Raw genomic sequence first — 23,013 nt, 5'->3', positions numbered from 1 at the left:
GATCAGTGCGCCGCGTCGGCCGGGATCGGCTTGTCGAAGCCCATGATCGGCGCCGCCGCCTCCGGGTCGATCACCGCGTTGATCAGGTAGGGCCCGTCGCAGGCCAGGCCGCGCGCCAGGGCGGCCGGCAGGTCGGCCGGGTCGGTCACGCTCTCGCCGGCGCATTTCAGGGCCCGCGCCACCTCGGAATAGTCGACCTCCAGGAAATCGCAGTCCATGTAGCTGCCCATCGCCAGCTGCTCCCAGTGACGCTGGAATCCGAGGGTCGAGTTGTTGAACACCACCGTCAGCACCTTCACGCCGTAGCGCGCCGCGGTCTCCAGCTCGTTCATCACATAGCCGAAGCCGCCGTCGCCGGTGACGCAGACCACGGTGCGTGACGGGTCGCCGAGCCTGGCGCCGATCGCCGCCGGCAGGCTCCATCCGATCCCGGCGGTGCCGCGCGGCGACAGCATGAAGCGGCCGGCGACCGGCACGTCGAGCTGGCTCATGGCCCAGCCGGTGACGTAGCTGGCGTCGGTCACGATCATCGTCGAGGCGTCGGTCAGCCGGCCGATCTCGGCCATCACCCGCTCCGGGCGCATCGGCCGGCGGTCGGAGCCGGCGACCACGGCGAGCTCGCGCTCGACCTGTTCCTTCAGCACCGCCATGCGGCCGCCGTTGCCGCGGTCCTTGCGCTCCAGGCCGTTCGCCCGGCAATGCGCCAGGAGGTCGCGCAGGCTGTCGCGCACGTCGCCGACCATCGGCACGTCGGTCGGGAAGTTGCGGCCGATCTCGGCCGGGTCGACGTCCAGGTGGATCAGCGCCGTGCCCGGCTTCGGCAGGGTCCAGTTCGAGTAGCAGATCTGCCCGGTGCGCGAACCGAGCACGAAGACCACGTCGGCCTCGTCCAGCAGGGTGTTGGAAACCTTGCCGCGGCCGTACAGCCCGCCGGTCGAGGTGCCGAGCACGCCGGCCGACAGCGGGTGGCCGTCGGCGATCGCGCCCTTGCCGGTCATGGTGGTCGCGACCGGGGCGGCGAAGCGTTCCGCCAGCTCGGCGATCTCGGCGAAGGCGCCGGACGCGACGCTGCCGCCGCCGGCGACGATCAGCGGCCGCTCGGCGCCGGCCAGAAGGTCGGCGGCACGGGCGAGGGCGGCGGCGTCGGCGCGGGTGCGGACCGCCGGGAACCGGGTGTAGGGCGCGTCGGCACAGGGGTCGCCCTCGGTCTCGGCCGCCATCACGTCGGTCGGGCAGAGCAGGACGACCGGGCCCGGCCGTCCGGATGTGGCGATCCGCAGGGCCGAGCGGGTCAGCTCGGCGGTGCGTTCGGCCAGGTCGATGCGCAACACCGCCTTGGCGAACGGCGTCAGGGCGGCAACATGGTCGAGCGCGCTGCCGGCGTGGCGGCCCTTGATCCGCAGCGGATGGTCCTGGACCAGCGCCACCACCGGCACCGAGGACTGCAGCGCCTCCAGCAACCCGGTGATCAGGTTGGTGGCGCCGGGGCCCGAGGTGGCGGTGCACACGCCGGGGCGGCCGGTGGCCTGGGCATAGCCGTGGGCCATGATCGCGCCGTGCTTCTCGTCGCGTACGGTGACGACCCGGGTGGCCGCGCGGTCGACCGCGTGGAACACGTGGATCGGGTCCTCCATCCCGAACAGGCAGGACACGCCGTGGGCCTTCAGGGTTTCGTACAGGATGCGACCGGCAGTGGCTTTCATGGGAGCGATTCCTCGGATGGGCATTCGGTCGATCAACGCACGGAGAGCGCGGGACCCGCAAGTACGGTCGAGCTCGCCCGCGGGTGTTCCCCGGCGCGAGACCGTGGCATAGTCTCGGCCCCGTTCCGGAACCCACCCCGGCACCCGATGACCCGGTCCCAGAAGCCAGCCAAGCGCGTCGACATCGCCGTCGACGCGGAATACAGCATCGACGTCTCGAAGCTCGACACGTCCGTGCTGTGGCGCATCACCGCCATGGCGTTCCGCCACCGCGCGCGGATGGCTGTGGCCGTGGTCGCGACGCTGTGCGCCGGCGGCTTCCAGCTGCTGGTGCCGCAATATCTCGGCCGGGCCGTCGACCAGGCGCGCGGCCTGTTGGCGGGGGCCGCCGCCGGCGACGTGGCGAGCGCGGCCGCCGAGGATGCGCTGCTGGCCACCGCGCTGCTGCTGCTGGGCGCGGCGGTCGCGCGCGGCGCCTTCACCATGCTGCAGAACTACCAGGGCGAGGCGGTCGGCCAGCTGATCGGCTACCGCCTGCGGCTCGACTACTACCGCAAGCTCCAGGAACTCAGCCTTTCCTGGCACGACCGGGTGCATACCGGCGACCTGATGACCCGCGGCATCCTCGACATCGAGGGGGTAAGGCTGTGGGTCGACACCGGGGTTCTGCGCTCGATCCTGCTGACCGTGCTGATCGGCGGCGGGGCGGTGGTGCTGTTCCGCAACGATCCGGTCCTGGCGCTGGCGGCGCTGAGCTTCGTGCCGATCGTCGGGGTGCGCGCCTCGATCGCCCGGCTGAAGCTGCGCGACACCTGGATCGCCCTGCAGGACCAGATGTCGCTGCTGACCAAGGTGATGGAGGAGAACCTGGGCGGCATCCGGGTGGTCCGCGCCTTCGCGGCCCAGGCCCACGAGATGACGCGCTACGACGCGATCTCCGACACCGCGCTGGCGATCGCCAGCCGGCGGGTGCGGCTGTTCGTGCTGTCGACCACCCAGATGACCTTCGTGTACTTCCTGGCGATGGCGCTGACGCTCTGGGTCGGCGGCGCCAAGGTGATCGCCGGCGAGGTGACGCTCGGCCAGCTCACCGAGGCGCTGGCCTTCATGCTGATCCTGCAGATGCCGGTGCGGCAGATCGGCTGGATGATCAATTCGATCGCCCGCGCCTCGACCTGCGGCGGCCGGCTGTTCAACGTGCTCGACCTGCAGCCGTCGATCGCCGACGCCCCGGACGCCCGGCCGCTCGTGGTGACCGAGGGCGCGCTGCGGTTCGAGGGCGTCGGCTTCCGCTATCCGGCGGCGGCCGGCGACGACCGCACCTTGAGCGACATCTCGTTCGAGGCCCGCCCGGGCAGGATGATCGGCATCGTCGGCCCGCCGGGGTCCGGGAAGACGACGATCGCCCAGCTCATCGGCCGGTTCTACGACGTCGCCGAGGGCAGCGTCAGCATCGACGGCCAGGACATTCGCGGCGTCACCCTGAAGTCGCTGCGCGCCGCCGTCAGCATCGTCCCGCAGGAACCGTTCCTGTTCACCGCCAGCATCGACCACAACGTCGCCTACGGCGATCCCTGGGCCGGCCGGACCGACATCGAGAAGTCGGCGCAGATGGCACAGCTGCACAACTACATCAAGGGCCTGCCACAGGCCTACCAGACCCTGGTCGGCGAGCGCGGGGTGTCGCTGTCGGGCGGCCAGCGCCAGCGCCTCTCGATCGCCCGGGCCGTGCTGCCCGACGCCCGGATCCTGGTGTTCGACGACTCGACCGCCGCCGTCGACGCCGCCACCGAGCGCCGGATCCGCGAGGCCCTGAAGGAGTTCACCGCCGACCGCGCAGTGATCGTGATCGCCCACCGCCTGAGTGCCCTGATGCATGCCGACGAGATCCTGTTCCTGGAGGCCGGCCGGATCGTCGAGCGCGGCAGCCACGACGCGCTGATGGCCGCCGGCGGACGCTACCGCCAGCTCTACGACCTGCAGGCCCGCAGCACCGAACCGAATGCCGGCGAGGGGGCGCCGTCATGAGCACGCCCGAGACCACGCCGACCGCCCCGCATCCCGCCGAGCGTCGCGACCGTCCGTCGCCGCTGGCCGTGGTCGGCTCGCAGATCGACCAGGACGAGGAGCTGTTCGGCCGCGCCTTCGACCCCTGGGTGGTGAAGCGGTTCCTGACCTATCTGGCGCCGTACCGCCGGCGCATCGCGCTGGGTATCGTCGCGGTGCTGACATTCACCGCCACCCAGTTGTCGATCCCGCTGATCGTGCGGGCGGCCATCGACCATGCGCTGGCCGAGCAGATTCGCGACCTCGGCCTGCTGCAGCTGTTCGTCGGCGTGTTCGTGGGCGTCGTGGCGCTGAACTACGCCGCCAACCACGTGATGGAGGCGACCGTCAGCCGGACCGCCCAGCATCTGCTGTTCGACCTGCGCCGGGCGATGTACGCGCATCTCCAGGTCGTCTCGCTGTCGTTCATGGACAAGACCGAGGTCGGCCGACTGATGTCGCGGCTGCAGGGCGACGTCTACGCCCTGCAGGAGTTCCTGGAGTCCTCGATCTTCGCGATCGGCGACCTGGTGCTGCTGTTCGGCATCGTCGCGGTGGTGCTGAGCCTGGATCCGGTGCTCGGCGGCCTGACCCTGTCGGTGGTGCCGCTGCTGCTGCTGGTGCGGATCGTCTGGCTGCCGCTGGCCCGCAAGGCGTTCATGGCGGCGCGCGAGGCCAGCAGCTCGGTGAACGCCGCGCTCGCCGAGAACGTCCACGGCATCAGGGCGATCCAGGAACTCGGACGCGAGGACGTCAACTTCCGGCTGTTCGAGGGCAAGGCCCGCACCAACCTGCTGGCCCATCTGAAGGCCTCGAAGTTCACCAACGTGATGATCCCGATCGTCGACACCCTGACCGGCTCGGCGATGGCGATCGTGGTGGTGGCCGGCGGCTCGATGGTGCTGTCCGACAGCCTCGACATCGGCGTGATGGTGGCGTTCCTGTTCTACGTGCAGCGGTTCTTCGACCCGATCCGGTCGCTGACCCTGCAGTACAGCATCATGCAGCGCGCCATGGCGGCCGGGCAGCGGATCTTCGAGGTCACCGACGTCGAGGTCGAGGTCAAGGACGCGCCGGACGCCGAGGACCCGGCCGAGATCGACGGCGCGGTCGAGTTCCGCGGGGTCACCTTCGGCTACGAGTCGGGCAACCCGGTGCTGCACGACGTCAGCTTCAAGGTGGCGCCGGGTGAGACCGTGGCGCTGGTCGGCCCGACCGGCAGCGGCAAGACCAGCACCACCGCGCTGGTGCACCGGTTCTACGACGTCTGGCAGGGCGAGGTGCTGGTCGGCGGCCGCGACGTGCGCCGCGTCACCCAGGCCTCGCTCGGCCGCCACATCGCCATGGTGCTGCAGGAGCCGTTCCTGTTCTCGACCACCATCGAGGAGAACATCCGCTACGCCAAGGCGGGGGCGACCCGCGCCGACGTCGAGGCGGCGGCCAGGGCGGTCGGCGCCCACGACTTCATCCTGCGCCTGCCGAAGGGCTACGACACCATGCTCGAGCAGCGCGGCGCCAACCTGTCGCTCGGCCAGCGCCAGCTGATCAGTTTCGCCCGGGCCCTGGTGGCCGACGCCCGCATCCTGGTGCTGGACGAGGCGACCGCCAATGTCGACAGCTACACCGAGCTGGAGATCCAGCGGGCGCTTGCGCGGCTGCTGCATGGCCGCACCGCCCTGGTGATCGCACACCGGCTGGCGACCATCCGCGGCGCCGACCGGATCATCGTGCTGCAGGACGGCCGCAAGATCGAGGAAGGCAGGCACGACGCCCTGGTGGCGGCCGGCGGCCTGTATGCCCGGCTGTACCGGATGAACTACGCCAGCTTCGACGACATCCCGGCCGAGGAGATCGCCAAGGCCACGCGCGAGGACGGGCGGGGGACGTGAGGGGCGGCCGAAGCTCGACCGCCCCTCCCGCATGCCGGTCCTCCCCCTCCTGGGACTCGGGCACGCGTGACTGTCGTCCACCGGCACCGGGTCGCCTTGCCGCCGACGGGGGCTGCCGCCGGCAGCCCGGTCCTCGGATTTCTCCGCGATAGATCCGCAAGTCGATCGGCGGATCAGAAGGCCAGGCTCGGCTGGTTGAGGAGAGCCCACTCGAACCGGGACCGTTGCACCTGCCTGAGCGGCGAGATGGCCAGTTCCCCGGTCTCGCCGACCGAGTTGGGGTCGAAGGCATAGATCCCGTGGGTCAGGTTCTTCAGCCGGACGATGCTCGGCTGGCCGTCGACCGGCTCCATGGCCCAGTACTGGTCGGGACAGTCGCCACCATCGTGGACGGTCATGGTGCCGTCGCCGCCGGCTATGACCCAGTTGTTGAAGCGCTGGTTCGCGATCTTGAACCGGTTCGGCAGGTACTGCAGGAAGAACCAGTAGGTGTCCTCGCCGAAGCGCATTCCCGAATAGGCGCAGAGGCCGTTGTTATGCGGCCATTCCCCGGTCTGGGCGATGACGTTCGAGGTGAAGGCGTTCTGCAGCATGACGGGAAGGGCAGGGCAGACCCAGGTGACAGAAGACGCGGCGACCATGGCCATGGGGGTTCCTTTCTTCCGATCCGGTCGACAGCCAGGGCGTTGCCCCGACGCGGTCAACCTTGCGGAGTCCGGCGGCCGGAATCCTGAAACCCTTCCGAAAGAAAGCCGAAATCGCCGGGACTTCGGCAGGCGGCGTCACTCCGGGGGACCGAAGTCGACCGCGATCGCCAGGCGGCCGGCCCCGCACCGGGTCGGACCCGGGGACGGTCCCGGCAACGGCGCGGGCTGATGCTCCACCGCCGAGCGGAGCCACGCCCGATCGCCGGTCGCACCCTTCGCCATGGCGTCGGCCGTGAACCGGGCGACCCGCGGCGCGGCGACGCTGGTCCCCGACAGGCGGACCATGGTGCCGCTGCGCGATCCGGCGCTGAGCACGCCCGTCAGCACGACGCTGTCGTCGCTGCGGGCGGCGGCGTCGGGGCCGTCACGGCTTTCCACGGGCCCGGCGGCGGAGTAGTCGGACAGCAGGCTGTTGCTGTGGGTGAAGCCGGCGATCACCAGCGGCGCCTCCCCGGTGGCGATCCCGCTCAGCGTGCCGGCACGCCGCACCGGGCAGTCGGTGCCGGGCGGATCGACGGCCAGCGGGTAGCCGAGCCCATCGAACCGCCGATAGCTCGCGTTGTCGAAATGCGCCTGGCGGCCGAACGGGGGGAAGCCGGGCAGGGTATCGTCCCGGCGGACCCAGACCTCCACGGCCTCGCCGGCGGCGATCGACCGCTTCCCGATCACGATGCGCCACCGCCCGGCCGGCGCCAGCTTCGCCTTCTGCGCCAGGCTCGCCGTCGGATTGACGCTCAGCACGATGACACCGCGCGAGCCCGGTCCGGATTCCCGTCCGCAGGACAGCCGGCCGACTTCCTGCCCGTCGTGGTCGACGAGGGATACCGACTCGCCCGAGTTGGCGCGGACCGGCGGGCTCTGCGGACCACCCGGCGGCGTAACCCTTACGTCGACGTAATCCGGCTTGCCCGAGCCGCCGTCGGGCATCCACAGCTCGACGTAGCTTGCCGTCCGGTCGTCCGGGACGACGCGCAGGTCGAGGGTGACGCGATCGGTCTTCGCGAAGTCCGCCAGCGCGTGGGTGCGGGAGAGGTTGCCGTTGCCGGCCGGCAGCACCATCCGGCTGACCTGCGTCTGGTCGCCGCCTACCAGCCTCTGGAACAGCCGGGGAATCCTGCCGGTCCCGTCGTGCGGCCCGTCGAGCGTTCCGTAGCTGAAATTGTAGACGACCGGCGGTCGCTTGCCGCCCGGCATCCGGAACCGCAGCGCCTCGCGCCTCAGCCGCTTCAATGCCAGCAGGAGGCTCGGATACAGGTTCTGCCCGGACGTGTCCTGGGTGACCCGGGGCGGCAGCGAGGCGCAGATGATCGGCCGGGTCCGAGGGGCCGCGTCGATCTCGTATCCGGCTGCCAGGGCGGCGACGTGGGTGCCGTGGGAGCGCCGGTGGGCGACCGGGGAGAAGTGCCCGCCGAACAGGTCGAACAGCCCGGCCCTGGCGTAGAACGTCTCCTCGTCCAGCAGGCCGAGCGAGGTGCATTCGTTCAGGAGCCTGTCGATCCGTGACTTGTCGAGCGTGAGCCCCTGGGTCTCGCCGGGCTTTCCCTTGCCACCGTGCCTGGGGGCAGCCGCCATGATGTAGGCCAGCTGGATTCGGGTCGACGTGAGGCCGTCCCTGAACAGGTTGTTGGCGAAGGCGATGCCGTCGTCGATCACGGCCATTACGGCCGAGCCCTTGGGGCACCTGATGTGTGGGGGAGTATGCCCGGGGCCGGGGGCCGGCTCCGGCTCCGGCCGCAGATGCTCCCTGCGGATGATCCCGCCGAGACACACCGAGGCGACGCCCAGGTCGTTCCCCACGGTGTTCGCCAGCTTGAGCAGCGGCGCGCGGGCGAACAGGGTGACGGGCTGTTCGGCGGGCACGGCGCTGCGCTCGTCGGCGTCGTAGACGTTCGGAACGATCAGGTTGCCGGGCGATTGCAGGTCGCTGCGGCGCATCAGTTCGTCGATGCTGATATCCCTCAGGAGCAGGATCGCCGACCACCAGAGTGACTCGACCGGTTCCGGATAGGCCGTCGCGTCGCGGCTCAGGCGGTAGTCGGTGATCGGGTCGATCACGGTCGTGGCGGTGCTGGTCTGCCAGCTGAGTTCCATTGCCGGCTCCTCCGGTTGACGGGCGGGCGCTGTCCAGGGGGGCGGCCGCTACCCCGCCTCGACCCATTCGGCGACGGCCTTCTCCCACAGCCAGTGCAGCGCGGGGGACGGCGCGGTCGGGTCCTTGTCCTTGCCGGTGCCGCTGGTCGCCCACGGCTTCTTTGCCGGACCCGCGTGCGGCGCCTGCCGGTCGTGCTCGACGTCGTACAGCGGGTGCCAGTCGAAGTCCGCGTGAGGGTCGAAGTTCTGCCCGACGAAGGTGGCGGTCGGCGGGACACCCGGCTTGGGCCGGCAGACTTCGTGAACGAAGTCGGCCAGGGTCAGCCCGAGGACGGCGCCGGCGGCGCTGTCGACCGGAAAGTGCACGCCGGCGACGGTGCGGTTGGTCGCGATCCGCGCCGCCTGGCGCATCAGCATCTCGCCCCACGAGCCGGTCTTGACGTGCGCCTGCGGCGACCTGGAGTCGCGCAGCAGTTTCCAGAGCAGGCGCGCCACCAGGAACGCCTCCGTGGCATGGCCGCTCGGCAGCGTCGGATGAGTCGGGGTCGGGATCACCGGCTGGACCTGCGGCGAGAACAGGATCGGCCGCTTGCAGCCGAGCCCGAACTTGACGCGCATGTAGGCGAGATTTGCGAAGCGCAACGCGATGGCGAGCAGCTGCAGCGTGTGCGGGGTCCGGCCCGGATCCATGTAGAGCAGCGACGCGAAGAACGGGACCACGCCGGTGGTCTGCGCCAGGATCTCGCTGGTCCGGTCCTCGCGAAGGTCGGCATAGGCCGTGAGGTAGTTCATCTGCGTCTCGAACTGCTTGATCGACGGTGCGGATATCGAGACCAGCAGCTTGCGCTCGATCCGCGACGAGGACCCCGCGGGCTCGGTCGAGCGCCAGATCGACGCGGTGGGCGACTTCCCCGCGTCGACGCTGAAGCTGACGCGGGAGGCGAGGTCGAACGTCATGATGCTGTCGCGGACCGCGGGCGCCATGCGCTCGAGGCCGGTGATGTCGTCGGGGCGGTTCGGCGGAAGCCGGGGATCCGGCGTGACCGGCGCTCCGACGATGCCGTCGCGATTGGTCAGCAGCGCCGCGGCTACCAGCGGGCTCTCCGGCCCGCCGAAACTGCCGAAACTGCCAAAGCTTCCGAAACTCCCGAAGCTTCCGAAACTTCCGAAACTTCCGAAGCTGCCTTCAGGCGATGCGCTGGGCGGGACCGGCATGGCTCGCGACTCCTTTCAACATGGCGTGGTCTCAGTCGGGTATTCCGGCGGCACGCAGGTCCTCCGCGATGCGCCGGCCGATCTCGAAATCGGCACTGGGCGAGGTGCTCAACCAGGTGCTGACGCGGAGCGACGGCTGCAGCCGCAGCAGCTCCCGGGCGGCGGCCCGCGCCTTCTCGGGTTGCCCGAGGCGCATGTGCGCGACCGTCTTGATACGCAGGGTCGAGGTGTGGGACCGGTTGAAGCGCAGCGAGTCGTCGGCGAGTTCGAGCGCGCGTCCGTAGTTCGCGCCGGCCAGATGCGAGCCGGCGGCCAGGGCCAGGAAGAAGAAGCGGTGGGGGTCGAGGGGGGCGAGATGGAGCGCCCGCTCGGAGTCCAGGATCGCGCGCTCCCCGTCGCCCCGAAAGGCGTACAGCGCCCCGCGAAGGAGCCGGCCGTTGGCGTCGTTGGGATTGACCTCGAGGGCCGTGTCGTAGCGCTCCTCGGCCTCGTCGAGCCGGCGCAGCAGATTGGTCAGCACGAAGCCGGCATTGGTGAGGGCGAGGACGTTGTCCGGATCGATGTCGAGTGCGCGCCTGGCGCAGTCGAGGGCCGCTTCAGCGTCGTGCTGCGGCGAGGGCGACCAGCCCTGCTGCACCCGCAGGACGTGCCACCGGGCCATCCAGGCGAGGGGCGACGGATGGTTGGGCGAGCGCTCGATCAGGGTTTCCAGCAGGGTTCGCGCCGAGGTGAAATCCGCAGGCGCGAGCCGGTGCATCAGCCCGACCGCGCCGGTCAGCAGACTGTAGTCCCTGAGGGATTCGAGCGGGTTGGACTTGACGCGGCGGATCTCGCGCAGCTCGACCGACCGGCGGATGCCCGACACGATCTTCTGCGAGACGTCGGTCTCGGTGATCAGGGACGGAATGCCGGCCTCGATGCGGTCCGACCAGAGGACCTGGTTCGTGCCGACCTCCGCGAATTCGAGGCGCAGGATGACGCGCTCGTCATCGCCCGCGATCGAGCCGGACAGTACGAAATCCGCGTTCAGCGCCCGTCCGACGGCGCCGAGCTGGATGTCGCGCCATTTGAAGACGGTGGTCGACAGCCGGGAGGTGACGTTGGCCTCGTCGGACAGCGACAGGGCGGATATGACGTCGTCGGCGACGACCTCGCCGACGACATCGAGCGCCGGCGTCCCGCCGATCGCCCTGACCGGGATGACGGCGATCGTCGGGAGCGGGTCGGCGGATCGCTCAGGATGGCCGGAAAGCGGCTGAACGAGCGCGTGCGGGCTCTGCGGCGGCCGGGCGGCTGGAAGCGGGTACGGCTCGGGCGTCCGCGTGAGGCCGCCCGTCCGGCTGGGTGGATCGATGACGGCGGTGGCGGTGAAAGCGGCCGAGAGGGAGGCGTGACCGCTTCCGGCGCCGGCGACCGCGCCGTCCTCCGAGAGCGTGGTTCCCGACTGCGGGGACGCCCGCCCGCCGGTCGGGACGCGCAGGATGAATCCCCGTTTCGGAACGGTCTGAAGGATCTCGCGGGTCTTGTCGCCGATCGCGCGGCGGATGTCTGAGATGCACTGGGTCAGGCTGTCGTCGGTCACATGGACGTCCCGCCAGACTTCCGAGATCAATCGGTCCTTGCTGACGAGGCTCCCGGCGTTCTCGCCGAGAACGCGAAGAACATGCGCCGATTGCGCGCGTAGGAAGACTTCTTCACCCGTGATCTTGGCGAGCCTTCCGGTGTCCGGGTGGTACTCGATGTCTCCCAATCGAATCGTGCCGTGACGATGTTCGTCGGTCGACATTTGTCGTGTCCGTCCTCCGCCGGATCCGGTGCCGGTCGTCGAGACCGTCAGCACCGGCCGAGCGAGCATCTGCGCCCGGCGATCAGGATCGATTGAAGCAGTGCGGTCATGCGGAAGTCCCCCGACACAGGAATCTAGTCGCGGAATGGTGGGGGTGCAACGCGCCGTATAACACGGCATCTGTGCCGTGGCGCCGACGCTGCTACCGGTGCTTGTCGTCGGTCTGGGCGGGTGGACGCATCGGGCGGGTTCACCGCACCGCGTTCAGCGCCAGCACGAGGACGGAAACGACGGTCAGCAGTACCGTCGGGTAGAAGGTCAGGGCGAAGCCGAAAGCCCGTGCCGGGGCGCCGCCGCGGTAGCCGAGCGCGAAGCAGATCCGGCCGACCAGGAACAGCATTGCCGCCGCCGGCACCGCCGCGAACCAGCCGGCCGGGGTCGCCGCCGTCCACAGCAGGTGCGCCAGCACCGCGATCACCGCCTGCTCCAGGGTGTTCTGCAGCACCGCCTGCAGCACCTTCGCCCGGTCGGTGCCGGCGGTCAGGCCGCTGCCGTCGATGTCGGCCGGGGTGAAGAACCGATGCCGGGCCAGCAGGCCGATCGCCAGCACCAGGCAGGCCAGGACCAACCCGTCCCAGTGCAGGGTCGCCGCCAGCCGCTGCTCGAACCCCGGCAGCGGCATCAGGAACGCCGGCTGCAGCAGCACCGCCGCGCCGATCGCCGCCACCGTCACGGCGACCGCCGCCAGCATGCCGCGCAACACGCCGCGCTGGGCTTCGCTGAGAGCCATGGTGCACCTCCACTGACCTCGACGCCGCCCAACCTTCACCCCGGCGCCGGGCGGGTCAACCGGCGAGAGGTGCCGCGGGCGACCGGACCGCGTAGGCTTTGCCGGACAGCAACCGGAGACCGCCGCATGCCATCCCTGCCGTTCGAGGAATCCGAGCACCGCGACCGGATCGCCCGCCTGCGGGCGCGGCTGGCCGAGCGGGGGCTCGACGCCCTGCTGTGCTTCGGCCAGGAGAGCCACTACTACCTGACCGGCTACGACGGCGGTGGCTACGTGTTCTTCCAGTGCCTGGTGGTCACCGCCGACGACCGGCCGCTGACCCTGCTGTGCCGGCGCCCGGACGTGGCGCAGGCCCGCGACACCTCGCTGATCGACGAGATCCGGGTGTGGTTCGACGCCGAGGGGGCCGACCCGGCGGTCGCCCTGCGCGAGATCCTGGGCGAGAAGGGACTGGCGGGCAGGCGGGTCGGGATCGAGACCGACACCCACGGCCTGACCGGCCGCAGCCTGCTGCGGGTTCAGGCGGCGCTCGACGGCTTCTGCCCCCTGATCCCGGCCGACGACGCGGTGGCGGCGATGCGCCTCGTGAAGTCGCCGGCCGAGATCGAGTATCTGCGCCGGGCGGCGGCGCTGGCCGACGACGCCTACGACGCGGCGCTGGCCACGGCGGCCGCCGGCGTCGTCGATGCCGAGGTGACCGCCGCGATCCTCGCCGCCATCCTGCGCGGCGGCGGCGACATGCCGCCGGCCGGCCCGCTGGTCAACTCCGGCAGCCGGGCGGTCTACGGCCGCGGCGTCGGTGGTCCCCGCCGGCTCGACGCCAGCGACCTGCTGATCCTGGAATACGCCGGCACCTTCCGGCGCTACAACGCCTGCCTCGAGCGCAGCATCGCGATCGGGGCGCCGCCGGCCGCGCATCGCGACCTGCACGCCCTGGTCCGCGACACGCTGGAGGAAATGCAGGCGGCCTTCCGGCCGGGCGAGCCGCTCGGCGCCGTCGACGACATCCACCGCCGCCGCCTGGACGCCGCCGGCCACCGCGACCACCGCTTCGCCGCCTGCGGCTATTCGCTCGGCGCCACCTACCGGCCGTCCTGGATGGACGTGCCGCCGATGATCTACAGCGGCAATCCCCTGGAACTCCGCCCCGGCATGGTGTTCTTCCCGCATGTCATGGTCGGCGACCCGGCGACCCGGCTGGCGATGGGCCTCGGCAACACGGTGCTGGTGACCGAGACCGGCTGCGAGGTGCTGAGCCGGCACGCCCTGGACCTGCCGGCGCGCTGATCCGCCCGGCTGTCGGCCGCGTAACAGGCCGCATGACGAACCAGGATCAAGCGGAAGCCGCCTCCGCCCCGTGGCCGCCCGGCGGGGTCGCCGTGGTGTTCGGCGCCGGCGGCGGGATCGGGTCGGCCCTGCTGGAGCGGCTGCGGGCCGGAAGCGCCTTTGCGACGGTCCTCGGGTTCGGCCGCGCGACCGAGCCGGCGATCGATCTCCTCGACGAGGCCAGCCTGAAGCATGCCGTCGAGGCGGCGGCGGCCCATGGCGACATCCGGCTGGCCATCGACGCCACCGGCTTCCTGCACGATGACCAGGCCATGCCCGAAAAGTCCTGGCGCGAGCTCGACGGCGACCGGCTGTCGCACGCCTTCGCGGTGAACGCCGTCGGCCCGGCCCTGCTCATGAAGCACCTGCTGCCGCGGCTGCCGCGCCGGGGCCGTGCGGTGTTCGCCACCCTGTCGGCCCGGGTCGGCAGCATCGCCGACAACCGGCTCGGCGGCTGGTACGGCTACCGCGCCTCCAAGGCCGCCCTCAACCAACTGGTGCGGACCGCGGCAGTCGAACTCCGGCGAACCCGGCCGGACGCGGTCTGCGTGGCGCTGCATCCCGGGACCGTCGACACCGGCCTGTCCCGGCCGTTCGCCAGGACCGGCCTGGAGGCCCAGCTGCCCGCCCTGGCGGCGGAACGCCTCCTGACCGTGGTCGACGGGCTGACGGTCGCCGGATCCGGCGGGTTCTTCGACCATCGGGGCACGCCGGTCCCCTGGTGATCCGTCGCGGATCTCGGCCCCGGCTTGTGCAGGCGCGGTCCGATCGCCCATGATGGGTGAAACGACGCTTCAAGCGAGGGAGGATCACGCCGTGAGCGAGGCGACCGCGATCGAGGCCAGGGATCCCCAGGGCACGGCCGAGCATGTCGACGTGCTGATCGTCGGCGCCGGGATCTCCGGGATCGGCGCCGCCTGGTACCTGCGCCGCGACTGCCCGGACCTGGACTTCACGATCCTCGACACAGAGGACAGCTTCGGCGGCACCTGGTGGACCCACCGCTTCCCCGGCATCCGCTCGGACAGCGACCTGCACACCTTCGGCTACGGCTTCAAGCCGTGGGTCGGCCCGCCGATCGCGACCGCCGCCGAGATCCTGAAATACATGGGCGAGGTGATCGAGGAGATCGGCCTGGCCCCGCGCATCCGCTACCGCCACAAGGTGCTGGCCGCCGCCTGGTCCGAGGCCGACGCGCTGTGGACCGTCGAGGCCGCGATCCTCGACGCGAGCGGCGCCGCGACCGGCGAGACCCGGCGCTTCACCACCCGCTTCCTGTACATGTGCCAGGGCTACTACCGGCACCGCCAGGGCTACACCCCCGAATGGCAGGGCATGGCCGACTTCAGGGGACCGATCGTCCACACCGAGGAATGGCCGGAGGACCTGGACTACACCGGCAAGCGGGTGGTGGTGATCGGCTCCGGCGCGACCGCCGCCACGGTGATCCCGGCGATGGCAGGCAAGGCGGCGCACGTCACCATGCTGCAGCGCTCGCCGACCTTCTTCCGGACCGGCCGCAACGCCATCGAGATCGCCGAGGAACTGCGCAGGCTGCAGGTCGACGAGGAGTGGGTGCACGAGATCACCCGCCGCAAGATCCTGTTCGAGCAGGACGCCTTTACCCGGATGTGCTTCGAGAAGCCGGAGGCGGTGAAGAACGACCTGCTGGCCAACGTGCGCAGCCTGCTCGGCCCGGACTACGACGTCGACCGGCACTTCACCCCGTCCTACCGGCCGTGGCGCCAGCGCATCGCCTTCGTGCCCGACGCCGACCTGTTCAAGGCGATCGCCGACGGCCGCGCCTCGGTGGTGACCGACGAGATCGACCGCTTCGTCGAGGACGGCATCCGCCTGAAGTCCGGCGAGCTGCTGGAGGCCGACATCGTGGTCACCGCCACCGGCTTCAACATGTGCGTGATGGGCGACATCGCGTTCAGCATCGACGGGCGGCCGCTCGACTGGAGCCGGACCGTCAACTACCGCGGCATGATGTTCACCGGGGTGCCGAACCTGGCCTGGGTGTTCGGCTATTTCCGGGCGTCCTGGACGCTCCGGGCCGAGCTGGTGGGCGAGTTCGTCGGCCGGCTGCTGAACCACATGAAGGCGACCGGCGCGCGCAGCATGCGGCCGGAGATCCCGCCGTCCCAGAAGGACATGGCGATCCTGCCCTGGATCGACGAGGAGAACTTCAACCCGAACTACCTGCTGCGGGCCATGCACCTGCTGCCGAAGCGTGGGGCGGCGCGGGAGTGGCAGCACACCCAGGACCATTGGCGCGAGCGCGACGAGTTCCCGGCCATCGACCTGGAGGGCGAGGCGTTCGTGTACCGCTGGGGCGACCGGGCGAGCGAGGCGGCGGAATGACCCCTCGCAGCCCGTCGCTCCGAGGCGGACATCTCAGTGTGATAGGCACAAGACACTGAAAATATACGACTCCTGTCGCCCTGAGGTGCCTCCGGCGTAGCCGGGGGCCTCGAAGGGCCGGGCGGGGGCGAGACTCCGTGCCGATCGGCACGGGCGAATCGTCCCTGCGCCTCCCATAACGCATTCGACAGCGATCCTGCCACTCACTATAGTACTGAGTGCGATAGTCGGATGCGCATCTTCAAGACTAGGCCGTTCGCGCGCTTCGCGGCGGGCAACGGCATTTCCGACGCGTCGCTGCGCCTCGCCGTCCACCGAGCGAATATCGGCCTCGTCGACGCCGATCTCGGAGGCGGCGTGATCAAGCAGCGCATTGCGCGCGACGGAGAGGGCGCCTCGTCCGGCTGTCGGACGGTCATTCTGTTCCGGCGCGGCCAACGGGCGGTCTTCGTGCACGGCTACGCAAAGAAGGACCGGGACAACATCCGACGGGACGAACTCATGGCCTTCCGCGACTTCGCCAAAGAGATGCTCGGGGTCGACGATGACGGGATCGGGCATGCGCTCGCCAAGGGAAAGCTGATCGAGGTGGGCGACGATGCCTAGGACCTACCGCAGCGGCGCGCTCGCTGCCGTGCATGAGGCCGCCTCTGACCTCGCCGAGATCGGCTTGATCGACAAGCGCACGATGAAGGAGTTCGACGCGCTGTGCCTGACGCCGGTCGAGCCGCTCTCGGCCGAGCAGATCCGCGCCATCCGGCTGCGCGAGGGCGCCAGCCAGGCGGTGTTCGCCCGCTACCTCAACGTCACCACCGGGCTGGTCAGCCAGTGGGAACGCGGCGAGAAGCGGCCCCGCGGCGCCTCTTTGAAGTTGCTGACTCTGGTGAAGGACAAGGGCCTGCAAGCAGTCGCGTGAGGCCAAAAGGCGAACGGGGCCGGCGTTTCCGCCGGCCCCGTCGCGTCTGGTCGATGCCTTGCGTCAGGCCTTGGCCGTCACTCCGCCGCCTGCTTCATGTTGGCGTCGATCGCCGCCAGCACCCGCATCGGCGACAGCGGCAGGTCGTGGAAGCGGATGCCGAGCGCGTTGCTGACCGCGTTGCAGACGGCGGCCGGCCCCGGCACCAGCGGCGCCTCGCCGACGCCGCGCACGCCCTGGGGATGCTTCGGGTTCGGCACCTCGACCATGATGGTCTCCAGCATCGGCAGGTCGGAGCACACCGGCATCCGGTAGTCGAGGAAGCTCGGGTTGTCGACCCGGCCCTGCTTGTCGAACACGTACTCCTCGTTCAGGGCCCAGCCGATGCCCTGGGCGATGCCGCCCTGCATCTGGCCCTCGACGTAGCTCGGGTGGATCGCCTTGCCGACGTCCTCGATGCAGGTGTAGCGCAGCACCGTCACCGTGCCGAGCTCGACGTCGACCTCGACGTCGCAGATATGGGTGGCGAATCCACCCTCGGCGCCGGTGGTGTTCTGCTGGCTGCCGGCGCCGATCGGCCCGCCGGTCTCGGTCGCCTTGGCGGCGATCTCGGCCAGGGTCAGGGTCGGGAAGTTGCCGGTGTGCTGGCCGCTCGGGCGGGCCTCGCCGTTCTCCCAGACCACCGCCGAGGCATCGATGCCCCAGAGCTTGGCGGCCCGCTGCTTGAGCTGCTCGATCACCTTCTCGGCCGACTCGGTCACCACCATGGCCGAGGCGAACAGCACGCGGCTGCCGCCGGTCAGGTTGCTGTAGCCGATGGTGGCGGTGTCGCCGATCAGCACCGAGACCCGGTTGTAGTCGACGCCCAGCAGCTCGGCCGTGATGTTGGCGATCGAGGCGCGCGAGCCGCCGATGTCCGGGTGGCCGGTGGTCACCACGACGTTGCCGTCCTCGGTGATGTTCACCTGGGCGCTCGACTCGCCGCCGGCGTTGAACCACCAGCCGTTGGCGACGCCGCGGCCCTGGAACTTGCCGGTCAGCTTCGACTTGTAGTGCTCGGACTTGATCGCCGCCTCGATGGTCTGGGCGAAGCCGATGCTCTGGAACACCGGGCCGTGCACGGCCTTGGTGCCGTCCCGGGCGATGTTCTTCAGCCGCAGCTCCAGCGGGTCCATGCCGATCGCCTGGGCAACCTCGTCGAGCACGCACTCGACGCCGTAGGCGCCGATCGGCGCACCCGGCGCCCGGTAGGCCGCGACCTTCGAGCGGTTCGACACCACGTCGTAGCCGGTCGAGAGCACGTTCGGGATGGTGTAGGGCGTGAACGAGCAGCCGGCGGCGCCGCGGATCGGCGAGCCCGGGAACGCGCCCGCCTGCAGGTAGAAGACGCCCTGGCCGGCGACCAGGGTGCCGTCCTTCTTGGCGCCGATCTTCACGGTCATCTTCGAGCCGGAGGTCGGGCCGGTCGCCCGCATCACCTCCTCGCGGGACATCACCATCTTCACCGGCCGGCCGGACTTGCGCGACAGGACGGCGGCCACCGGCTCGAGGTAGCAGATCGTCTTGCCGCCGAAGCCGCCGCCGATCTCGGCCGGGATCGCGCGGATGCTGCTCTGCGGGATGCCGGTCAGGAACGAGGTCATGGCGCGGACCATGAACTGGCCCTGGCTGGAGCTCCAGATGGTGGTGCTGCCGTCGGCGCCGACGCTGACCGTGCAGGCATGCGGCTCGATGTAGCCCTGGTGCACCGGCCGGGTGGTGAAGCTGCGCTCGATGATCACGTCGGCCTCGGCGAAGCCGGCGTCGATGTCGCCCTTCTTGTGCTCCAGCTTGCCGGCGATGTTGGAGGGCTTGCCGTCGAACTCCGTGAAGTCGAACAGCTTCGCCGCATCCGGCTTCAGCGCGTCGTCGATCTCGACGGCCCAGGGCAGGACCTCGTAGTCGACCTCGATCAGCTTGCACGCCTCGGCGGCAATGTCCTGGCTGGTGGCCGCGACCGCCGCGATCGGGTGGCCGTGGAACAGCGCCTTCTCACGCGCCAGCATGTTGCGCGACATCCAGCGCATGTCCTGGATGCCGATCGGCACCGGCTTGTCGAGCGGGAAGTCGACGAAGTCCTTGGCGGTCGCCACCGCCTTCACGCCGGGCAGCGCCTCGGCCTTGGAGGTGTCGATGCCGCGGATCACCGCATGCGGGTGCGGGCTGCGCAGGACCTTGGCCCAGATCATGCCCGGCATGCTGTTGTCGGCCGCATAGGCGGCGCGGCCGGTGACCTTGTCGACACCGTCCGGACGGATCGTGCGCTTGCCGATCCACTTGTTGCTCTGGTCGTTCATCGGGCAGCCTCCCGCATATCGGCGGCGGTCTCCATGACCGCGCGGACAATCTTGTCGTAGCCGGTGCACCGGCACAGGTTGCCGGCCAGCCAGTAGCGCACCTCGATCTCGCTCGGATCCGGGTTGCGCTCCAGCAGCGACTTGGCGGCGACCAGCACGCCCGGCGTGCAGATCCCGCACTGCAGGGCCGCCATCTCCAGGAACTTCTGCTGCAGCGGGTGCAGGTGGTCGCCCTCGGCCATGCCCTCGATCGTCGTGATCTCGTGGCCCTCGGCCTCGGCCGCCAGCATCAGGCAGGAGCAGACCAGGCGGCCGTCCAGGGTGATGCTGCAGGCGCCGCAGTCGCCGGTGCCGCAGCCTTCCTTGGCGCCGGTGAGGGCAAGCGGGCCGCGCAGGGCGTCGAGCATGCTCTCGGCCGGGTCGCACAGGAACTCGGTCGGCTCGCCGTTGATGGTGGTGGTGACGTGAATTTTAGCCATGGTCTCCGTTCCCTCAGGCGTTCCGGGCGGCGCGTTCGGCCGCGATTGCGGCGGTGCGTTTCAGCAGCACCCCGGCCACCTTGGTGCGATAGGCGATGGTGCCGCGCTTGTCGTCGATCGGCTTGCAGGCAGCGCTGCAGGCGGCCGCGGCAGCGGCGATGGCGTCGTCGTCGAGCTTGCTGCCGACCAGCGCCTTGGCGGCGTCGGCGACCAGCAGCACGGTCGGCGCGACCGCGCCGAGGCCGACCCGGGCGGCGGTGCACACCCCGCTCTCCAGGGTCAGGTTGACCCCGACCCCGACCACCGCGATGTCCATCTCGGTGCGCGGGATCATCCGGAGATAGGCGTCGCTGGAGCCCTTGGGCCGCGGCGGCAGGGTGAAGCTCACCAGGATCTCGCCCGGCTTCAGGTTGGTCTTGCCGGGGCCGGCCGGGAAGTCCTCGACCTTGATGTCGCGGCGACCGCCGGGACCCTGGACCGTGACCACGGCACCGGCCGCGACCATGGCCGGCACGCTGTCGCCGGCCGGCGAGCCGTTGCACAGGTTGCCGCCGGCCGAGGCCCGGCCCTGGACCTGGGTGGAGCCGATCAGGTTGATCGCCTCCAGCACGCCCGGCCAGGCCTTGCCGAATTTCGGGTGCTCGGCGAGCACCGCGCCCGAGACCGCGGCACCGACCTTGAAGCCGCCGTCGGCGGTCTCCTCGATGGCCATCATCTCGGGAATCTTCTTGATGTCGACGATCAGGCCCGGACGAACCATCCCGGAGCGCATCTGCACCAGGAGGTCGGTGCCGCCGGCCAGGATGCGGGCGGCGCCCGTGGCCGCGGCGAAGGCACCGACCGCTTCGTCGAGCGTCTGCGGTGCCAGGTATCGGATATCGGTCATGGTCGTTCCCGTGAAGTTCCCTGGGTCGTTTCCGGCACGCACCCCCTTTTTGCACGGGGGATTGTCAGCTTGTCATATGAGTGGTGGAGGCGGGAAGGCTGTCCTGCAACGGATATTGGACCGGTCCGGCCGGGGTCTGTCAAATGCGGGGTGGCCGTCTCAATCCATCGCCAGCTCGCGGTAGCCGCCGGCGGCCACATTGTCGCACCAGTCCCGGTACTCCGGCGCGGTGCCGCTGTAGCGGGCGATGGTGCGGACCTGCTTGCCGTCGACGTTCATGTTCACGCCGGTCATCCAGGAGTCGACCTCGTTGGACAGCAGGCCCTCGCCCTTGCGCTTCACGAACGCGGTCCAGTCCCGGACCGCCCGGGGACGGGCGTCGACGAGGGTCAGGTCGCGCGCGGCCATGTGTGACAGCAGGTCGCGGATCCATTCGACGTTGTACTCGATGCTGCGCGGGATGTTGCCGAGCGCCGTGTGCGGGCCCATCACCATGAACAGGTTGGGGAAGCCGTCGACCATCATCCCCAGGCAGGTCTCCAGCCCGGCCTTCCAGCGCTCCTTCAGCCGGCGGCCGCCGGTCCCGCGGATGTCGATGCGGTCGAGGCTGCCGGTGATGGCGTCGAAGCCGGTGGCGTAGACGATGATGTCGAACGCGTAGTCGCGCTCGGTGGTCTTCAGCCCGGCCGGGGTGATCCGCTCGATCGGGGTGTCCAGGATGCTGACCAGCTCGACGTTCGGCCGGTTGAAGGTCTCGTAGTAGCCGGTTTCCTGCGGCACCCGGCGGGTGCCGAAGCCGTGGTCCTTGGGGATAAGCTTCTCGGCGACCGCCGGATCCGTCACCCGGGCGCGGATCTTCCGGGCGACGAAGTCGGACAGCAGGGCGTTGGCCTGCCGGTCGGTCAGCACGTCGCGGAAGTTGCCCTGCCAGATGCCGAAGCCCGGCTCGGCATAGCGCCGCTCCCAGAACGCCTCGCGCTCCTCCGGGGTGACTTCGAAGGTACCGCGCGGGTCGACGGTGTGCACGAAGCAGGCGGCGGTCTCCCGGCAGCGCTCGAAGATCTCCGGGTAGCGCGCCCGGATCGACTCCATCTCGGCCTTGTCGATCGGCGCGTTGTGCAGCGGCGTGCACCAGTTCGGCCGGCGCTGGAACACCGTCAGGTGGGCGCACTGGCCGGCGATGATCGGGATCGCCTGGACGCCCGAGGCGCCGGTGCCGATCACCGCCACCCGCTTGCCGGCGAAGTCGACCGGCTGCTTCGGCCAGAGGCCGGTGTGCCAGGACTGGCCCTGGAAGTCGTCGAGACCCGGCAGCCGCGGATAGGTCGGGGTGGAGAGCGGGCCGACGGCGGTCACCACATGGCGGGCGGAGTGTCGGCTGCCGTCCTCCAGGGTCAGGGTCCATGTTCGGGCGTCGTCGTCCCAGTGCGCGGCGGACACCCGGGCCTGGAACTGGATGTCGCGGCGCAGGTCGAACTTGTCGGCGACCAGGTTCAGGTAGCGCTCGGTCACCGGCTGCGGCGAGAAGTGCTCGGTCCAGTCCCATTCGTCGAGCAACTCCTGGCTGAACGAGTAGCCGTAGGACCAGCTCTCGGAATCGAAGCGGGCGCCCGGATAGCGGTTCCAGTACCAGGTGCCGCCGACCCCGGTGCCGGCCTCGAACACGCGTGCCCGCAGCCCGAGCCGGCGCAGCAGCAGCAGCTGGTACATGCCGGAGATGCCGGCCCCGACGATCAGCACGTCATGGTCCGGGGCAGGGGCGTGGTCGGCGTCGGTTTCCTGAAGCGCGGCCATCGGCGGCCTCCTGGGACGGGCAAGGTCGTTGCGGACGACAGTCTACCCGCAAGCGCGGGCGAACGGGCAATCCCGGTTGGCAAGGGTGCGATGCGTGGCCCGCCTCAACTCTCCGTCACCCCAGCCATGACCTCGGTGGTGCGCCCGGCCGCCTCGCTCGCCGGAAAGTTCAGCTCGACCTTCACCCCGTTCGGGTCGAGCAGGAACAGCTGGTAGGCGGCGACCAGGTCGGCCCGGCGTTCCGTGAAGGCCACGCCCCTGGCCCTGAGCCGTTGAATCATGGCATCCAGCCCGGTGGCGCCGAACGCCACGTGATCGACCACGCCGGTGCCCTCGACCGCCTGCGACTGCTGGCCGACATAGCGCCGGCGCTGCTCGGACACGCCGGCTCCGCCCGCGGTCAGGTGCAGGACGTCCTTGCCGCTTAGGTACAGCCAGCGCACCGGGAAGCCGAAATCCGGGTGCGGGCCCTCCTCGAGGCCGAGCACATCGACATACCAGTCGCGCGTGGCGTCCAGGTCGGCGACCTGGAGCAGGAAATGCTGGAGATCGGTCAGCGGCATCGGATCCTCCCGGCCTTTTCCCGATGCTAGCCGAGCTTCGCGCCGCATTGACAGCCGCCGCATCGGCGACGATGCTGCCGGCCATGCGCTCGTGCAGCCACAGCGTCCGGAAAGCCAAA

Annotated in this window: 18 protein-coding genes; 7 read left to right on the top strand and 11 right to left on the bottom strand. The window is 70.2% G+C overall.

What is annotated here, in order from left to right; all coding sequences use genetic code 11:
* Positions 1 to 2: 2 nt before the first annotated feature.
* On the bottom strand, positions 3 to 1,703 hold the full coding sequence (locus tag RIC31_RS25575) for a thiamine pyrophosphate-binding protein (protein WP_350115003.1): 1,701 nt from the start codon (positions 1,701 to 1,703) through the stop codon (positions 3 to 5).
* 147 nt (positions 1,704 to 1,850) lie between these two features.
* Between RIC31_RS25575 and RIC31_RS25570 the strand changes: the two genes are divergently transcribed.
* Together RIC31_RS25570 and RIC31_RS25565 are read left to right on the top strand one after the other, a co-directional pair.
* Positions 1,851 to 3,731 carry an ABC transporter ATP-binding protein gene (locus RIC31_RS25570; protein ID WP_350115000.1) on the top strand — a complete coding sequence of 627 codons (1,881 nt, stop codon included), beginning with the start codon at positions 1,851 to 1,853 and terminating at the stop codon, positions 3,729 to 3,731.
* Positions 3,728 to 5,638 (top strand): ABC transporter ATP-binding protein, encoded by a 1,911-nt coding sequence (locus RIC31_RS25565; RefSeq protein WP_350114997.1) that lies wholly within the window; start codon positions 3,728 to 3,730, stop codon positions 5,636 to 5,638. Before RIC31_RS25570 ends, RIC31_RS25565 begins: the two co-directional genes overlap by 4 nt.
* Before the next feature lie 173 nt (positions 5,639 to 5,811).
* Here the strand turns inward: RIC31_RS25565 and RIC31_RS25560 are convergent, their stop codons facing one another.
* The 5 genes from RIC31_RS25560 to RIC31_RS25540 all read right to left on the bottom strand — a co-directional run bounded on the left by RIC31_RS25560 (position 5,812) and on the right by RIC31_RS25540 (position 12,227).
* Positions 5,812 to 6,285, bottom strand: coding sequence for a hypothetical protein (locus RIC31_RS25560; RefSeq protein ID WP_350114994.1), 474 nt, complete (start codon positions 6,283 to 6,285; stop codon positions 5,812 to 5,814).
* Between the two features lie 135 nt (positions 6,286 to 6,420).
* Positions 6,421 to 8,436, bottom strand: coding sequence for a S8/S53 family peptidase (locus tag RIC31_RS25555; RefSeq protein WP_350114991.1), 2,016 nt, complete (start codon positions 8,434 to 8,436; stop codon positions 6,421 to 6,423).
* A 48-nt stretch (positions 8,437 to 8,484) separates the two neighbouring features.
* Positions 8,485 to 9,651 carry a phosphatase PAP2 family protein gene (locus tag RIC31_RS25550; protein ID WP_350114988.1) on the bottom strand — a complete coding sequence of 389 codons (1,167 nt, stop codon included), beginning with the start codon at positions 9,649 to 9,651 and terminating at the stop codon, positions 8,485 to 8,487.
* Between the two features lie 31 nt (positions 9,652 to 9,682).
* The gene (locus tag RIC31_RS25545) at positions 9,683 to 11,437 is read right to left on the bottom strand and encodes a winged helix-turn-helix domain-containing tetratricopeptide repeat protein (protein WP_350114985.1); all 1,755 of its coding nucleotides are present in this window, start codon (positions 11,435 to 11,437) and stop codon (positions 9,683 to 9,685) included.
* 250 nt (positions 11,438 to 11,687) lie between these two features.
* A complete protein-coding gene (locus RIC31_RS25540; RefSeq protein WP_350114982.1) occupies positions 11,688 to 12,227 on the bottom strand; it encodes an MAPEG family protein in 540 nt (179 codons plus the stop codon).
* Between the two features lie 126 nt (positions 12,228 to 12,353).
* Here RIC31_RS25540 and RIC31_RS25535 point away from each other — a divergent pair, with 126 nt between their 5' ends.
* The 5 genes from RIC31_RS25535 (at position 12,354) to RIC31_RS25515 (ending at position 16,836) form a co-directional block, all read left to right on the top strand.
* Positions 12,354 to 13,514, top strand: a complete 1,161-nt coding sequence (locus RIC31_RS25535) for a M24 family metallopeptidase (protein WP_350114980.1) — start codon at positions 12,354 to 12,356, stop codon at positions 13,512 to 13,514.
* Positions 13,515 to 13,546: 32 nt separating this feature from the next.
* Entirely contained in the window at positions 13,547 to 14,278 is a 732-nt protein-coding gene (locus RIC31_RS25530) for an SDR family NAD(P)-dependent oxidoreductase (protein ID WP_350114977.1), read from the top strand.
* A 91-nt stretch (positions 14,279 to 14,369) separates the two neighbouring features.
* Positions 14,370 to 15,920 (top strand): flavin-containing monooxygenase, encoded by a 1,551-nt coding sequence (locus tag RIC31_RS25525; protein WP_350114974.1) that lies wholly within the window; start codon positions 14,370 to 14,372, stop codon positions 15,918 to 15,920.
* 231 nt (positions 15,921 to 16,151) lie between these two features.
* Positions 16,152 to 16,526, top strand: a complete 375-nt coding sequence (locus tag RIC31_RS25520) for a type II toxin-antitoxin system RelE/ParE family toxin (RefSeq protein WP_350114971.1) — start codon at positions 16,152 to 16,154, stop codon at positions 16,524 to 16,526.
* The gene (locus tag RIC31_RS25515) at positions 16,519 to 16,836 is read left to right on the top strand and encodes a helix-turn-helix domain-containing protein (protein WP_350114968.1); all 318 of its coding nucleotides are present in this window, start codon (positions 16,519 to 16,521) and stop codon (positions 16,834 to 16,836) included. The genes RIC31_RS25520 and RIC31_RS25515 overlap by 8 nt, the downstream gene beginning before the upstream one ends.
* Before the next feature lie 77 nt (positions 16,837 to 16,913).
* Here the strand turns inward: RIC31_RS25515 and RIC31_RS25510 are convergent, their stop codons facing one another.
* From RIC31_RS25510 to RIC31_RS25490, 5 genes are all read right to left on the bottom strand, one after another.
* Positions 16,914 to 19,172, bottom strand: a complete 2,259-nt coding sequence (locus tag RIC31_RS25510) for a xanthine dehydrogenase family protein molybdopterin-binding subunit (RefSeq protein WP_350114961.1) — start codon at positions 19,170 to 19,172, stop codon at positions 16,914 to 16,916.
* Positions 19,169 to 19,651 (bottom strand): (2Fe-2S)-binding protein, encoded by a 483-nt coding sequence (locus RIC31_RS25505; protein ID WP_350114958.1) that lies wholly within the window; start codon positions 19,649 to 19,651, stop codon positions 19,169 to 19,171. Before RIC31_RS25505 ends, RIC31_RS25510 begins: the two co-directional genes overlap by 4 nt.
* Positions 19,652 to 19,664: 13 nt before the next feature.
* The gene (locus RIC31_RS25500) at positions 19,665 to 20,537 is read right to left on the bottom strand and encodes an FAD binding domain-containing protein (protein ID WP_350114955.1); all 873 of its coding nucleotides are present in this window, start codon (positions 20,535 to 20,537) and stop codon (positions 19,665 to 19,667) included.
* Positions 20,538 to 20,696: 159 nt separating this feature from the next.
* The gene (locus tag RIC31_RS25495) at positions 20,697 to 22,331 is read right to left on the bottom strand and encodes a flavin-containing monooxygenase (protein ID WP_350114952.1); all 1,635 of its coding nucleotides are present in this window, start codon (positions 22,329 to 22,331) and stop codon (positions 20,697 to 20,699) included.
* Positions 22,332 to 22,435: 104 nt separating this feature from the next.
* Positions 22,436 to 22,894, bottom strand: coding sequence for a VOC family protein (locus RIC31_RS25490; protein WP_350114949.1), 459 nt, complete (start codon positions 22,892 to 22,894; stop codon positions 22,436 to 22,438).
* Positions 22,895 to 23,013: the final 119 nt, after the last annotated feature.

Source organism: Thalassobaculum sp., assembly GCF_040219615.1.
Classification (GTDB): Bacteria; Pseudomonadota; Alphaproteobacteria; order Thalassobaculales; family Thalassobaculaceae; genus Thalassobaculum_A.
This window is presented reverse-complemented; position numbering and strand designations above follow the sequence as displayed.